Consider the following 14619-nt stretch of genomic DNA (forward strand, 5'->3'; position numbering starts at 1 on the left):
GGTCTATCTTGTTGGTGGAGTTGTAATGAGCCTGACGGAAAGGGCGGCAGAATAATAACGATAATCTTAGCAAGAACCCTGTTTCAGCAGAGAAAAGACGAGGACAACCCAAATGAAAAAATCTACCCTGCTTTTACTGGCGGGCCTGTTTAGCGGCGCGGCGCAGGCTGCTGTGGGCGGTTATCCGGTGGTATTGGTACACGGTTTTCAGCCAGATAATTTAGCCAGCCGGCCTACCGGCAGCCAGGTAAGCACTAATGGTGCAGAGTATTGGGCCGAGTACTGGCGCGACCGCGCCGATGTGCGTATTGACTGGCCATCGCAAGAACGGGTGGCCGGTAAAATTGCCAGTGACTATGTCTGGCCTAAGTTGCAACAGCTGTCACAAAATGGCATCTGCGCCAGCGGCTGTATTTTTGTGTCGCACTCTACCGGTGATTTAGTTACCCGTTACATTATTGATAACCAGGCGCTGTGGCTGCAAAACGCGGGCTTACAACCGCTGAATATTGTCGCGACGTTTGATTTCGCCGGTGCTGGCGGCGGGGTAGAACTGGCCGATTTAGCAGTCAATGTCGCCGGTGGCTCCGGCCTGATTGATGGCGCGCTGCGGCTGGCCATATCTTTGTGGCTGGGGCAAATACCGTCACCGTCTAACATTGGTGTGTTAAACGATTTACGGGTAAACACTGCACGCCAGTTAGCCGCTTTCCCCGACAGCCGGGTGCCGCGCTTACGTTTTGTTGGCGCCGGATCTGACTTTTTAGGTGCCACCGGTGCATTTTTGCCAGGTGAGGATGACGGCGTAGTGGCCAGCCATTCCAGCTGCGGTGCGGCCAGCGCTGGCAGCTTTAACAGTTGTTCACGCAGCGTGGCCTTTGACGGCAAGTTGGCATCGGTTAGCGGGCCAGCCAGCTTTATGCCGTACCATTACCCGATGTTAATGAGCGAAGGCTACAGTCACAGCGATGTTATTGCCAATAGCGCCACTGATGAAGTGACAGCCGCCAGCAATAGCGTAAATTATTTAAATGGCGAGCGGCTGCAATTTAATACTTTTGACGAAAACCGTGGCTGGTGGGTGTTTAGCTCGCGTTATCGCATAGTGCGTAACTCGAATAACACCAGTATGTCGGCCCTGGTGTATCAGGCAGCGAACTAGCATTAATGAAAAAGTGGTTATTATTAAGCCTGTCAGCGGTGCTGGCAGGCTTATGGTTTTTCTGGCCACAACCGGCAACGGTGGTGCCAAAAACAGCGCCGAAAATTATAACGCCGCCCGAGGTCGTTGAGCCGGCTAATACGCCGGCAGCTAAGCCGCAGCAAATTAACGTAACTGAAAAAATCCCCCAGCCGGTAAGCGAAAGCTTTAAATTACTGGCCAGCGCTTATGCCACAGAGCTTGAGCTACCGCCGTATTCCCGGCCGCTAAGCGCGGATGATGAACACTTGCTGGCGCCAAACCGCTATATTCCACAAACCGTGCCCCTTGAGGGCGGTGCCAGCGCAACGATAGTGCTGCCAAAATTCCGCTTTAGCTACCCCGAGGACATACCGGTAACGCTGCAGGTAAGTGGTATTCAGGTTTTAGATGTTAGTGTGGCGCTTAGTGCAGAAAGCTCAAACACAGTAGTGGCCACTGACGAACTGCGCGGTACAGCGGCTAACTGGTCTGCTACCTTAGATGCACAAGATGACTGGAACGGCGCTTTTGAAATCATCGTGAACTTTAGCGCCAACGGCCAGCAGCAAGTGCTAAAAACCGGTATTGAATACAGCCACCCGGTAGCCACTATTACCGGCGTGGGTGATAGCCATGCCGTAGGTAGTGATATGCTAATTCCGGTAAAAGTAACCGTACACCAAGCCGGTTATTACCGCTTACGGGCCAATTTATTTACCGAACAACGCCAGCCGTTAGCCCTGCTAACCGGCAACGCCAAGCTAAGCGAAGGCCAGGGTGAAATAACCTTACGGGCCTTTAAAGCGGTGCTGCAACAGCAAAGCGGGCCTTATATTTTAGGCACCTTTGTGCTGGAAAAGCGCCCGGCCGTGCCTGGCGAATTAACCCAATATGGCGACAGTGAAAAAGCAGAATATAAGCTGGATTACTTTGCGTTAAGCCAGCTAACCGACGAACCCTGGCAACCTGATGCTGAAGAGTTGCAGCGCCTGCAGTTTTTACAGCAGATGGCCGGGCAGTAATAACGCATTTAAGGCCGGTGTTTACTTAGCTTACGCTGCAGAGTGCGCCGGTGCATCCCCAGCAATTCTGCGGTGCGGCTGATATTACCGCCGTGCTCGGCCAGTACACGGTGAATATGCTCCCACTCCAGTTGCTCGGGCGATAACAGTACGGCAGTGTCAGCGGCTGTGCCGTTTTGCGCCTTGCCGGTTATAGCCTGTTCCAGTTGTAAAAAATCGACCGGTTTGGTCAGGTAGTCGTCGGCCCCCAGCTTTACGGCCTGAATCGCATTGGCAATGCTGGCATAACCGGTAAGCAAAATAATACGGCATTGTGGTAATGCGGCCCTAAGCGGGGCAATAAAGCTTAAGCCCGACTGGCTGGCAAAGCGTAAATCCAGCAAATAGGCCTGCGCTTGTTGGGCGATTAACTGCTCTGCGGTGATGGCATCGGCGTAAGTAGTAACACTAAAACCGCGCTGGCCAAAGCGCCGGGCCAGGGCACCAAGCAATACGCTGTCATCATCGACAATAACCAGGTGCATCAGTTGTGCTCAACTTTTGGCCGCGGAATATCAATCCGCGTTAGCGTGCCGTTATCCAGGTTACGCCGGCGCACCGTGCCGCCCAGCCGTTCAATAGACACATTCGCCAAAAACTGACCAATACCCAGCCCCTGCTCACTTTGTTGTGGCAATTTACCCAGCTCGGCCAGGCGGTTGTCGGATAAGCCTTCACCAAAATCATAAATACTAATACTAAAGCCACTGTCCTGCAGGGCAATCGCCACCTTTAGCTCAGCACAACCATTGGCCACACTGGCATCGGCGGCGTTATCGAGAATATTAATCAGCGCCGCACCAAAACCCTGGCTGTCGGGCAGGGTAAAGTCAGCAGCGGCAATGGTTTTATCAATAGCTAAACCAATGTCGGGCCGGCTGTTCAGCCAGCGGTCTATATGCTGCTCTGTTAGCACAAGCAGTGGTTGTGGCGCGTCGTCGCGGCGTAAACTGCCGGCGTCCTGGCGTAGTTGCTGCACAATTTGCTGGCAGCGGTTTAATTGCAGGCGTAAATCGGTTAACGCCGGGCTACTGTTATCAACAGCAATTTCGTCGCAGAGCAAATTCATCGTTTGAATTGGGCTGGCTAAATCGTGGGCGGCATTGGCGGCAAAGGTGGCCAGCGCCAGCATTTGCTCATGGCGCACTTGTTGTTGTTGCAGCTCACTGATTTTACGTGACTTTAGCCGGATTAAATTGGCCTGGGCATTAATAAACCAGCTAATCAGAATGGCCGACAAAGCAAAAGCCCACCACATTTGCAGCATATGCTGGTTAAAAGCACTGCCATCATCGCTGCTATGCATGTGGTTGTGCTGGGCGTGCTCTGCCTGTTGCAGCAGTTGATCTACATCGGGAATGGTTAAATCGCCAATCAGCAACAGCAGGCTATAAGCCATGATGGCCAGCATGGCGATAATATAACAAACCCGGCCCGGCAGCATGACTGCTGCAACCGCTACCGGCAGCAATAACAACGCCACCAGACCGTTACTTACGCCGCCGCTTAATAACAGCAGGCAGCCCAGCAGCAATACGTCCAGGCAGCAGCTAATGGCATAAATACGCGCCAGGTGGCTTTGTGCACCGGCAAATAGCCTTGGAATAACATTGGTAGAAATGTGCGTAAGTAGTAACAGCCAAATAAGCGGCCAGGAGCTGACAGGGTAGTCAAATAACCAACCGGCCACAGCGGCGGTTGCTTCAAAGCCAATAAGCCCCCAGCGAAAATTAGCAAATTGCTGCAGCTGGTGGCGCGGTGATAATTCGGTGGAGATAATCAGTTTTTGGGCCATAGCTTTACATCGGCTTCAGATAAAAAGACGGCTGCCAGGCAGCCGTTTGCAAAATGTCAGAAAAGACTAAACCATTGCAGCGGTAATGTCATGTCTGAGCTTTTAGTGTAACCCCGCCAGCAGTTTACGTCGCTGTGGCAAATTGTCGCAGTAGCGGAGGTATTAAGCATGGCTTTACCAAACGACATGCCAGACCTATATTGTGGGTGCGTAGCCTAAAGCTGCATTTCAATTTTTCAAATGTTGAAAATGTACCCTATTGGAGTATACTATGATTTATAAAACCAAGGTGTTTGCGACTTTAACTAAGAAAGAGCCGTTATCTGACGCTGATCTTATCAAGGCGTGTAAGGAATTGAGCGAAGGGCTGTTTGATGCAGATTTAGGCGGCAATGTTTATAAAAAGCGCATTGCATCCGGTAACAAAGGTAAAAGTGGCGGCTATCGCACTATCGTTGGCACTGTTATCGGCAGCAAGTATTTTTTCCTGTACGCTTTTGCTAAAAGCGACAGGGCTAATATCAACTCAAAAGAGAAATTAGCACTAAAAGAATTAGCAAAAGAGTTTCTGGCATTGAGCGCGGATGAGCTTAACCAACTCGTCAAAGAGGGTGAGCTTGTAGAGGTAGGTAATGTATGAGTGATATTTTAAAAGCGGTGCATAAAACTGCGAAAGGCTTACATAAATCAGGGGTTATTGACAAGACCACCATGAGAAAATTTGATGCACTGTGTTTAACCAGCGTGCATGAATTTACACCAGATCAAGTGCGTACTTTGCGGCTTAAATATAACCTTTCACAACCTGTATTTGCTCGCTACTTTAATGTGAGTGACAAACTCGTAAAAAAATGGGAACAAGGCGAAAGTAAACCTAAAGGCGCTGCTTTAAAAATGCTATCTCTGGCAGAAAAAAAAGGCCTTGAAGTAATAGCATGAGTTACTACTGAAGTAAGCCTGCATCCCTACAGCAGAAACTGCAGACGTTTATCAGTGCAGTGGAAAATTGTCGCAGCGGTGTAGTGGATTAAAAGCAGTAGTTTGTTGCAGCAAAATTCCTACATCATAAAAATCCTTGATTTACATTCAATTAGCAGCCTAGACTGGATAAAATTCTGGAACTTGCGGGATCTTTAATACGCATCTCGCGGATTCTGATCCTTGAAATTAGCTGTGATACCAATAAGGAGTGTCTATGAGCGTTAGTGTGTTTTTAAGCCATAATCACAAAGACAAGGATTTTGTTAGGCGGCTTGCCACAGATATTGAAAGTCATGGAATTAGAGTTTGGTTAGATGAAGCGGAAATGAAAGTTGGCGATTCCCTAATTCAAAAAATTAGAGAGGGTATTGATAACGTTAATTATTTTGCGGTAATCCTATCAAATAACTCAGTCAAAGCGCCTTGGGTCGAAAATGAACTTGATGTTGCCATGAATTATCAGATTGCGGGAAAAATAAAAATACTACCCATAATTCTTGAAGAGGTTGAGCTACCTAGTTTCTTGCCCGGTAAGTTTTATAGTGATTTTTCTAAAATAGAATCGTACAACATTGAACTGAAAAAACTAATAACCAGCATGGGGATAGCCTTTAATAAAAATGTTGTATCTCCCAGGGATAGTGCAAGCTTAGCGCAGTCTTTAGACTCGGCAATTATGATTGGCTTACCTATTATGTCGTCGCCATTTCATAGGCCTTATCAGTATCTTGGTATGGCTATACCTGACGTAGAAAAAATTGTTGGTGTAAAAGCAAATGAAGCTCGGAATATAATTGTTGAAAGTGAACATTGTAAAATGGTGCTCTGGGGGGAAGGGAATTTTGTAAGTTTTGTTGAGGTAGATTTATTAAAAACAGCACCTCACTCTCAAAATGCAGAATTCAACAGTGAGGCTTTATTAGGTGCTTTAAGTATAGGGGTTCATGAATTAGAGCTTGTCAGGAAAAAAACTAATTTCCATACTTATTTTGATCACAAAAAGCGAATGAAAGTGACTGCTAGTTGCTTATATGAAGGAGCTCCACTTTCTGTGAGTTTTGGAACCAAGTATTACAACATGTAAGATCGTTTTATCAAACAAAGGTAGCTAACTCGAGTGGAATAGCTGCTTTGAGTGCTAACAGTTAGTCTGTTTTTCATCAGTAAGGTAGGATATTTATGTGTTATAAAACAATGGGCCACCTAACGCCTTAGCCGCATGGCAAAGCCCATTACTGCCATTGTTAGCAGCAATACCATAAAGCCTACTACCAGCATATCGCGGCCTTCGCGGCCGAGTAATGGCTGCAACATGCCCCATTTATGCACAAAAGAAAAACTGTACCGTTCCCACTGGCTGGCGCGGCTTTGCTGCTCAATTAACTGGCCGCTTACGGCGTCGATAAATACCCGGCCGTTGGCGTAGTCAAATTGCCATACCGGCAGGCGTTTATTGCGAAAGTCGTAGTCGGGGCCAAAGCGGGTAACCAGGCTTTGTTTGGTTAGCTCTGTCGCACTTAAGCCGGTAAATTGCTGTGCCAGCAGTTGGGCATAATGCTTGTCATCCAGTGGCGGGGCATCGGTGCTAAGGCCGATAAACTGCGCGCCTTTTTCACTTTGCTGGCCGCTAAAGCGGCTGGTGCGATCGGCCTGCTGCTGCGGGTTAAACTCTGACAAACGCCAGTACCAGTTGGCGCCGTTAGCCAGCACCAAACTGGCGCTGTTATACATAGCGGTGGCATCAATGCTTTGAACCGTGTCAACCGCAACCGGCAGTTGCTGCATGGCAGGCAGGGTTAAACCGGCTGTTTCAGCGGCCACCTGTTTATAGCTAAAGTGGTAAATACCGCTAAGCAGATACAGCGTAACCGGCATAAACAACAGCCAGGATAACGCATAATGCCAGCGGCGCAGGCCGCGGCGTTTGGCATTAAAGGGCAGTTTAAGCAGCAACCAGGCACCGCTGAGGGTAAGTAACAGCGCGCTGCCAAGTAGTATGGCCATAATCACCATTTTCAACCTGGGTGTAGTGTCCAGCCATTGCCAGCTGTGAAACTGACGAAATACTGCCTGTATGCTGGTTTTGTAGGGGTTAGTTATACCGGCCATGCTCAGGCTTTCGGTGTGAATATACAGGCTGAGGCCGTTGTGGTAATCCACCTGATATACCGGCAGCAGGCGGTTAACCGCCTGGTAGGCGTTATTAAAAGCGCTAACCAGGGTTACGCTGCTTACATCCTGCTCAGCTTGGCCGCTGTAATGGCCGGCTAGCCAAATAGCCATAGCTTCATCGGTTGGTGGCGCTGTGTTATCCAGCGCCAGATACTGGCGCGGCGAGGTTAAATCGCGGCTAAGTTGCAGCACGGTGTGTTCGCGGTAGGGCACCAGCTTTGCCAGTGCCTGCGCCGGTAGTGGCCGGGCGGCCAGCTGTTGCATGGCCTGTTGCAATGTGTTGCTGGAAAGCTGCAGGCTGGGTGGGCGCATGGTAACGGCTTGCGGCCCGGTCCAGCTCATAATGGGGTGCGAAATGCCGGTTAAGGCAAAAATCATTAACGTAATGCCGCCTAGCCACAGCAAAATACGGTGCCACCTGATCAGTGTAGAAATTCTCATGCATTTGACCTTTAAAACAGAGTTAAGCGTTAAAAGTTCACCGTGGCACTGACAAACACACTGCGCGGCATGCCGGGGCGGTATTCAATAGCACTGGAACCTACCTGGTTGCTGGTGTAGGTAGAGTAGGTTTTGTCGGTGATATTCATCAATCGGGCTGCCAGGGTAATATTGTCTGTTAGCGGGTAGCGGGCACGCAGGTGCCACAGGTCGTGGCCGTTGTAGGTATTGGTATTGGTTTCGTCGGTAAAGTAACGGCCTACTTTTTGCCACTCCAGTTCCAGCCACAGGCCAGATAGTGCCCGGGGCTGATAGCTCAGGCTGCTTTGCCACAGTTGTTTTGGCGCTTTACCTACATCAAAGCCGGCAAAATTGCGGGTTTCGTTCACCGGCGGCACACAAACCGGCGGGAAGCAGCTAAACAGGTACTGAAAATCTTCATACTTTTGCCGGGTAAGGGTGCCACTGCTTTGTAGCTTCAGCTCGTCGGTCAGTGCCCATTGCAGCATCAGTTCAACACCTCGGTGAGTGGTTTCACCAGCGTTAGTGACTTTACGGTTGTTGGCGTCTATGTAAGTGACCACATCATCTTTAATGGTTAAATCATACAAGCTGGCATCCAGCTGAATGGCGCCAAACTGTCCGCGCCAGCCCAGTTCGTGGTTAACCGCGGTTACCGGCTCAAGTGCGGTGGTGTCGTTGCTGCTGCCAGGGCGGAATACCTGGCCTACAGAGGGTACCCTGAAAGCATGGCGGCGGTTGGCGTACAGCTGCTGATTGGTGGCAAATTTCCAGACAATACCGGCTTTGGGGCTAAGTTGGTTGTAGCTTAATTTTTGCGACGCTGGCCTAAGCCAGCTGCTGCGGCCGACTTGCTGCGGCACATCCTCTGGCAAAAGATCAGTGTAATCGACACTAAAGTAGTCATAACGCGCGCCCAGGCTGATAATCAGCTGCTCGGTAGCAAACCACTGCAACTGGGCGTAGGGCGACAGTACCGTCTGATCCGCATCGTAGTGATAGTTAGTGCGGCCGGTAAGCGCGTAATCGGTGTAAATGCCGTTTTGCTGCGTTACGCTTATTTGCTGCTCGGCGAAGCTGGCCGGGGTGTAATCGACATCAATACCGGCGCTCCAGTTAACGCTGTTATGGGTATGCTGGCTGTACTGTGCCAGCAGGCCATATGATTTAAAGCGGGTTTGCTGCATTACCGGATCGTAACTGAGCATCCAGCTGGGCATTAAGTCTGAGCGGTTGTCACGGAAGAACGGTGTCAGCATCAGCTCGCTGTTATCAGACAGCTGATGGCGCAGCTCGGCCGAGAAACGCAGTGCCTGTACATCACGAGCACCTATATCGCCATGATAGTAGTTACGCGCCGGGTTTTGCTGAAAATCGGTTAACGATAAACCCGAGGTGCCGCTTTGGTCTACTTTGCCAAAGCTGAGTAACGATTTTATCCGGGTATTGCTACCCAATTCGCTGTCCAGCCGCAGGTTGCTGGACAAGCGCTGGTAGTCAGACTGCTCCCTGAAACCGTCGCTTTGGGTGCTGTTTAGTTGCCAGTAAAAGCTGTGGGTATCGTTTAACGGGCTGCTCAGGCTTAGTAAGCCACGTTGCCAGCCATCGCTACCCAGTTCAGCCTGGGCTTTGCCACTGAACTGGGCTGTTGGCTCAGGGGTTAAAATATTAAAAATTCCGCCAATGGCATCGCTGCCGTAAAGCGCTGAGCCGGGGCCTTTGGTTACCTCTACCCGGCCAGAGTTGGGAATATCTATTTCATACAGGCCGTTGTGATTAAAAAAGCCGGTGGGCCGTGTGGGCAGGCCGTCCTTTAAAAACAGGTAAACGCCGCCGGTAGAAATAGGCTGGCGGATAGCTGTCATATGGCCTTCGCCGCCCAAATCATTAACATGCACGCCTGATACCCGGTTTAATAACTCAGATGGGTGGCCGGGGCTGATATTTTTAATAGTATCTTCATCTATTACCGCTACGGCTTCGGCCAGGTTAACCAGGGCCTGCGCCTGGCGGCTGCTGGTAACCACCATCACTTCAATATCCTGCTCTGCAACAGCGGCCTGCTGGGCCAATGTTTGTAACGGTAATACCAGTAACGGCAGGCAGATAAATGCCCGTGCGGTTTTGTGTTGTGTCATGCCCTATGCTCATTTTATATATATGATTTTAATGAGATAAGGTAACAAAAAGGCGTTGCGCAGGGGATGCGGCAAATTGTCGCAGCAAAGCCATTACTGCAGTAAGACCTTGCGCCAACTGGCGCAAGGGTGTTCTGGCAGGTGTTATGGGTTTTGTGGCTGCTCTGGTGGCAGGCTGGTGCTGGCTTCGGCGTCTTGCTGCGGGCTGGCCAGTGTGGCCTGATCTGAGGTTACCGGCATGGCGCGTGATTGCTGGTTAATCTGGTAAATTTGCTCAGTATTGGATAAATCCTGCTGGTTCTTAATGCTGGCAATGGTTTCGCGATCAGACAGGAAGCCCTGAATATCGTCCAGTATCGCCTGCAGTTCCTGTGGGTTGTCCTGCATTTCCAGAATATGCCGCGGGTGTTCGACATTTTTGGCACCGCTGTCGGCAAAGGTGCTACTCATAATGCGTGAGGTAATAATCCACGGTGTTAACGATGAGCGCATAACGTAGTTTTCTGACGCGGTAGAATCGTAAATGCCCTTACCTGTGGTCAACTTGCTTTGGGTGTAGGTGCCTTCGCATTTTAAATACACCAGTAAGGAGTCAAAATTCAGCTCGGCCCAGAAGGTGTGGCTGTAGGTTTCGAGCAGGCGGCCAAAGCTGTGGCAAATAAGCCAGCTGAAAATCAGGCTTAAAATAAACTGGCTTTCATTAAACAGGTTAACAGCAAAGCCCTGTGTTACCGCATCAGACGGGCGGGCTAACGCGCTGTATTCCCGTATCAGCTGCAGCACGGTTTCGGCTTCAAACAGTAAGTAAAACAGAATAAAAGGCCCGATTAACAGCAATATCTGGCCGCTAATGGTAGCCAATAGCCGCAATTGCTTAAACAGCGCGCTGTGTTCCATAGGGGCATAGGCGGGCTGGGTTTCTATAATCACTTCGCCGCTAAAATCGCCTTTGCTTTCCGATTGCTCATTTAACTGCGGGTTTAGCTCGCGGTAGATCCGGTTAGGTATTTCTTTGTAGCGCCGGTTAGCCATAACAATATTGTCGATATTAACAAACAGCTCGCGCGGGTGAATGTTTTCCTGCCAGTTGGCGCGGTATTCCGATACTTTGGTTTGTGCCTTTACCTGCGCAGTACGTTGTTTTAACAGTAAAAAGATAAAAGTGCCGCTGATGGCGGCAAATAACAGCACCAGCAACAGTTGTGGCGCTACGGCGAAGCTTTCCAGCTCAGACTGCTGTAAATCAGCCACAAACTGCTGAATGTCACGCTGTTGCAGCAGATAGCTGATTAATAAACCCAGCAGCACTGGCGCCAGTATGGCAAAGGCCATAATTTTGGCCAGCTGCAGGTTGCCCTGGGTTTCAATGGTTTTTTCGGCTTTACGGTATACCGTACTGGCACTGCGCCAGCTGATAATTAAATACACCACCAGCACAAACGAGAAAAACGGCAGCAGAATATCGCCGGTGTTGCCGGCCAGGCCGGTTAAGCAAACAAAGGCAGTTAACGCATAAGCCACCAGTGCAATAACGGTGGCAATTAAGGCGCCGGAAAAACGTTGTGCCAGATTACGCAGCGGGTAGGGCAGAAAAATAAGTTTGGGCACCAGCGTGTGCACCAGGCGGGAGATAAAACCGACCGGCTCAACGAAGGTTTTGTTTTTGCGACCCATCAGCATTTCTTCTAAGTCGACGCTTTTATAATGCGGCTGTTCTAGCTTGGCAGTTTCACGCTCGGATTTACTGTAATTCGGTGCCAGTGAGGTAGGTACGCTGCGGCCAACAAAGAAGCGCAGCATCTGAAAAATACCGCCACCCAGCGCGCGTAAGCCACCTGCCAGTAACATAAAACCAATAGCAGCATAAAACCAGGCCAGAGCTTTGTCCTGCTGTACCAGGCTTACCACTTGCAGCAGCGGGTAAATACCAAGCAAACTGACCACTAAACCCCGTACTGCCCGCAGCAAGCCTTCGGCTTTGAACGGGTTTCGGATCCCTAACGACTCACTACCATAATCATAAGCCATGGTTACTTCCTTTTATAAATCAGTTTGTTGAAAAAGAGACTATCTTGCCTGACGGCGACTTTTTTGCAATGCTTCGCCGGTTAGTTTTAGCCCAAAATGCGTTTGAGTGCGAGTTAATTATGTCAGGTGCCGGTTAAGTAATGCGGCGTGGAAGTAAGGCATGAGTGAAAAATGAAAAGGATGCCCGATACCCGCAGCACCCGCCAGGAAAAACTAGTTTAAAAATTCAGCAATTTGCTCTGCTACTGCGCTAATGCCCACCACGCCATCAAGATGGCCCCAAATGCCGGGAATTTCGGCATAGTGCGGCGTATTACCGCCAGCTGTCATGGCGGCAGCGCTGTGCTGGCTTAAGGCCGGTGGCAGCAGTAAATCGCCGCTGGCCGGTAAAAACAGCGTTTTGGCTTTTACCCGGCTAAGGGCCTGTTGCCAGTTATCGCCCATGCCTGCACGCCATAATTGCGATGCGCGCACTAAATACAATATATGGTTGGCGTCCTGATACGCTGCCCGCGCTTTAGCCTGTTGCAGCAGTTGATCCCAAGCCGAAAATGTTGCACGGATGTCTTGCCGTGGGGCTTTATCCAGTTGTGGTGCCGGGTAACGCTGGTTAAAACCGGTAGGGTACAGTGCATCCTGGGTAATATAGGCCAGCGCGGTGCTTAGCCCTTGTATTGGCTGGCCTTTGTCATAGTAGTTGCCGTTATGCCAGTTTGGATCGGTTTTGATCGGGTAAGCCCAGCGTTCCAGTTTTACCGCGGCGTAAGCATCGATATAAGCGCTGCCGATAACCGGAATTAAGCGCTCAACTCTGTCGGGGTAGCGTACTGCCCATTCAATGGCCTGAAACGAGCCCATCGATGGGCCGATAACCGCATGCAATTTGCCAATGCCCAGGCTGTCGAGCAGGGCTTTTTGCACTTCAACAAAATCACCGATAGTGACCACCGGAAAGCTTAACGCATAGGGTTTACCGGTAGCGGGGTTGATGGTGGCCGGGCCTGTGGTAATCACGTTTGGGTCAAACACATTGGCGTTTACCAGTGTATCGCTGCTGATCACGTAAAACTTAGTGGTGTCTATCGCTTTACCGGGGCCGATAATAGCGTCCCAGTAACCGGCGGCGCTGTCGTCTTTGTGGTATTTACCGGCAGCATGGCTGGTGCCGGAGAAAAAATGGGTAATTAAGATCACGTTAGATTTATCGGCATTAAGCTGGCCATAAGCTTCCCAGCCGATATTTACCTGCGTAATAGTGTGGCCATTTTCTGTGCTGAAGTTGTCCAGTGTAAAGCGCTGCTTTTGCACCAGCATGGCATGAGCGCTGGCCGATAGCATAACGCAGCAGAGTAAAATAAGCCTGATAAACATGGTGTTACCTCCGGTTAAAACCACTGAAACAGCGCTATGGCCAGCATAGTGCCCAGCACCGGCATCAGTACGCTGACAACCGCAACCGGCCAGTAGGCATTTTGATGGCTTTCACCACAGATAGCACGGATGGTGGTAACCACATAGCCGTTATGCGGCAGAGAATCGAGCGCGCCGGATGAAATAGCCACCACCCGGTGCAGTTGCTCGGGGTCTACGCCGCGCTCCAGATAATGCGGCGCAATTTCCGGCAGGGCAATAACCTGGCCGCCGGAAGCTGAACCGGTTAATCCGGCGATAGCGCTTACTGCTACGGCAGCACCCAGCAGCTCGGGCCCGGGCAGGTGAGTCATGTAATCTACTACGCTGCTAAATGCCGGTGTTAATTTTGCTACGGCACCAAAGCCCACTACTGCAGCTGTATTACCAATGGCCAACAGAGCACCCAGTACGCCTTCGTTAGTGGCGGCTGCCGGGTTGGACAAAAAGCGGAAATTTAATAAATACAACGTAATTACACCACCGGCCAAAGCAATAATTAACGCAGCTTGTTGCAGGTTGTCGTGCAGTAAAAAGGAGGTTACCAGCACCACCAGCAAGGGTAGCAAACCGGTTAGCCAGTGCGGTAAGGGTTTATCACTTAATAGCGGATCGCTGCTGCGGGCAGTAAACTGCTCGCCCTTGCGCACAGCTGATTTAATCATCCACATTAGCGTAAAGTAACCGCCAACCGCCATAAACAGCGCCACAATAATACTTACCTGCCAGCCGGCGTAAGGCGTGGTGCCAAGGTAGGGAATGGGGATCCAGTTTTGTATTTCCGGTGAGCCGGCCGACGTCATGGTAAAGGTAACTGAACCCAGCGCCAGTGCGGCAGGAATAAAGCGCCGTGGCAGGTTAGCGCCTTTAAACAGGCTTACCGCCATAGGATAGGCAGAAAATGCCACCACAAATAAGCTGACGCCACCGTAGGTTAATACCGCACATGCCAGTACTATAGCCAGCACTGCCCGGGTATGGCCCAGCCGTTTAACAATTGCCAGTGCTACAGCGTCTGCAGCGCCGGTGTGCTCCATTAATTTGCCGAAGATAGAGCCTAATAAAAACATCAGAAACCAGGCGGCAACAAAACCGGCAAAACCAGACATATAACCGTGGACAAAATCGGCTTTATCGGCCAGTTGCCAGAACGGAATGCCATTGGTTATTGCCACCAGTAATGCGCACAAAGGTGCGGTAATAAACAGGTTAAAGCCGCGCATCGTCAGTACTATCAGCAGGCCAAGCCCGGCCAGCAATCCGATAAGACTCAACATCTTGTTATCCTTATTATCAGTTTCAGTTAGTCTGATACAGGACAGCGGGCATCACCATAGTACTAAGGTACAGGTTAAAAATTCTGCGTTTAGGCCTACAGTAAAGCTGCAT

The 14619-nt window shown here is 50.3% G+C and carries 12 protein-coding genes; 5 read left to right on the forward strand and 7 right to left on the reverse strand.

All coding sequences use genetic code 11. From position 1 onward, the window contains the following. Positions 1-112: 112 nt before the first annotated feature. Both AR688_RS01390 and AR688_RS01395 read left to right on the forward strand, forming a co-directional pair. Positions 113-1162 carry a hypothetical protein gene (locus AR688_RS01390; RefSeq protein WP_068228096.1) on the forward strand — a complete coding sequence of 350 codons (1050 nt, stop codon included), beginning with the start codon at positions 113-115 and terminating at the stop codon, positions 1160-1162. 5 nt (positions 1163-1167) lie between these two features. Further along, the gene (locus AR688_RS01395) at positions 1168-2205 is read left to right on the forward strand and encodes a hypothetical protein (RefSeq protein WP_068228099.1); all 1038 of its coding nucleotides are present in this window, start codon (positions 1168-1170) and stop codon (positions 2203-2205) included. A gap of 8 nt (positions 2206-2213) precedes the next feature. On the opposite strand, the gene AR688_RS01400 is transcribed toward AR688_RS01395, so the two are convergent. Together AR688_RS01400 and AR688_RS01405 are read right to left on the reverse strand one after the other, a co-directional pair. Continuing rightward, entirely contained in the window at positions 2214-2729 is a 516-nt protein-coding gene (locus tag AR688_RS01400; RefSeq protein ID WP_068228101.1) for a response regulator transcription factor, read from the reverse strand. Then, complete coding sequence (locus AR688_RS01405) at positions 2729-4039, reverse strand: sensor histidine kinase (RefSeq protein WP_068228103.1); 1311 nt, start codon at positions 4037-4039, stop codon at positions 2729-2731. Before AR688_RS01405 ends, AR688_RS01400 begins: the two co-directional genes overlap by 1 nt. Before the next feature lie 271 nt (positions 4040-4310). On the opposite strand from AR688_RS01405, the gene AR688_RS01410 reads away from it, so the two are divergent. The 3 genes from AR688_RS01410 to AR688_RS01420 all read left to right on the forward strand — a co-directional run bounded on the left by AR688_RS01410 (position 4311) and on the right by AR688_RS01420 (position 6104). Next, on the forward strand, positions 4311-4679 hold the full coding sequence (locus tag AR688_RS01410; RefSeq protein ID WP_068228105.1) for a type II toxin-antitoxin system RelE/ParE family toxin: 369 nt from the start codon (positions 4311-4313) through the stop codon (positions 4677-4679). Then, positions 4676-4978, forward strand: a complete 303-nt coding sequence (locus AR688_RS01415; RefSeq protein ID WP_068228106.1) for a helix-turn-helix domain-containing protein — start codon at positions 4676-4678, stop codon at positions 4976-4978. The genes AR688_RS01410 and AR688_RS01415 overlap by 4 nt, the downstream gene beginning before the upstream one ends. A 256-nt stretch (positions 4979-5234) precedes the next feature. Next, on the forward strand, positions 5235-6104 hold the full coding sequence (locus AR688_RS01420) for a toll/interleukin-1 receptor domain-containing protein (protein ID WP_068228109.1): 870 nt from the start codon (positions 5235-5237) through the stop codon (positions 6102-6104). A 119-nt stretch (positions 6105-6223) separates the two neighbouring features. Here the strand turns inward: AR688_RS01420 and AR688_RS01425 are convergent, their stop codons facing one another. The 5 genes from AR688_RS01425 to AR688_RS01445 form a co-directional block, all read right to left on the reverse strand. After that, positions 6224-7633, reverse strand: coding sequence for a PepSY domain-containing protein (locus tag AR688_RS01425; protein WP_068228110.1), 1410 nt, complete (start codon positions 7631-7633; stop codon positions 6224-6226). Between the two features lie 29 nt (positions 7634-7662). Beyond that, on the reverse strand, positions 7663-9792 hold the full coding sequence (locus AR688_RS01430) for a TonB-dependent receptor (RefSeq protein ID WP_068228111.1): 2130 nt from the start codon (positions 9790-9792) through the stop codon (positions 7663-7665). A gap of 144 nt (positions 9793-9936) precedes the next feature. Continuing rightward, positions 9937-11820 carry a hypothetical protein gene (locus AR688_RS01435; RefSeq protein ID WP_068228115.1) on the reverse strand — a complete coding sequence of 628 codons (1884 nt, stop codon included), beginning with the start codon at positions 11818-11820 and terminating at the stop codon, positions 9937-9939. Positions 11821-12033: 213 nt separating this feature from the next. Continuing rightward, a complete protein-coding gene (locus AR688_RS01440; protein ID WP_068228118.1) occupies positions 12034-13191 on the reverse strand; it encodes an E22 family MetX-like putative esterase in 1158 nt (385 codons plus the stop codon). A 14-nt stretch (positions 13192-13205) separates the two neighbouring features. Further along, entirely contained in the window at positions 13206-14507 is a 1302-nt protein-coding gene (locus tag AR688_RS01445; protein WP_068228121.1) for a GntP family permease, read from the reverse strand. Between the last annotated feature and the right edge of the window lie 112 nt (positions 14508-14619).

Source organism: Rheinheimera sp. EpRS3 (assembly GCF_001513785.1).
Classification (GTDB): Bacteria; Pseudomonadota; Gammaproteobacteria; order Enterobacterales; family Alteromonadaceae; genus Alishewanella.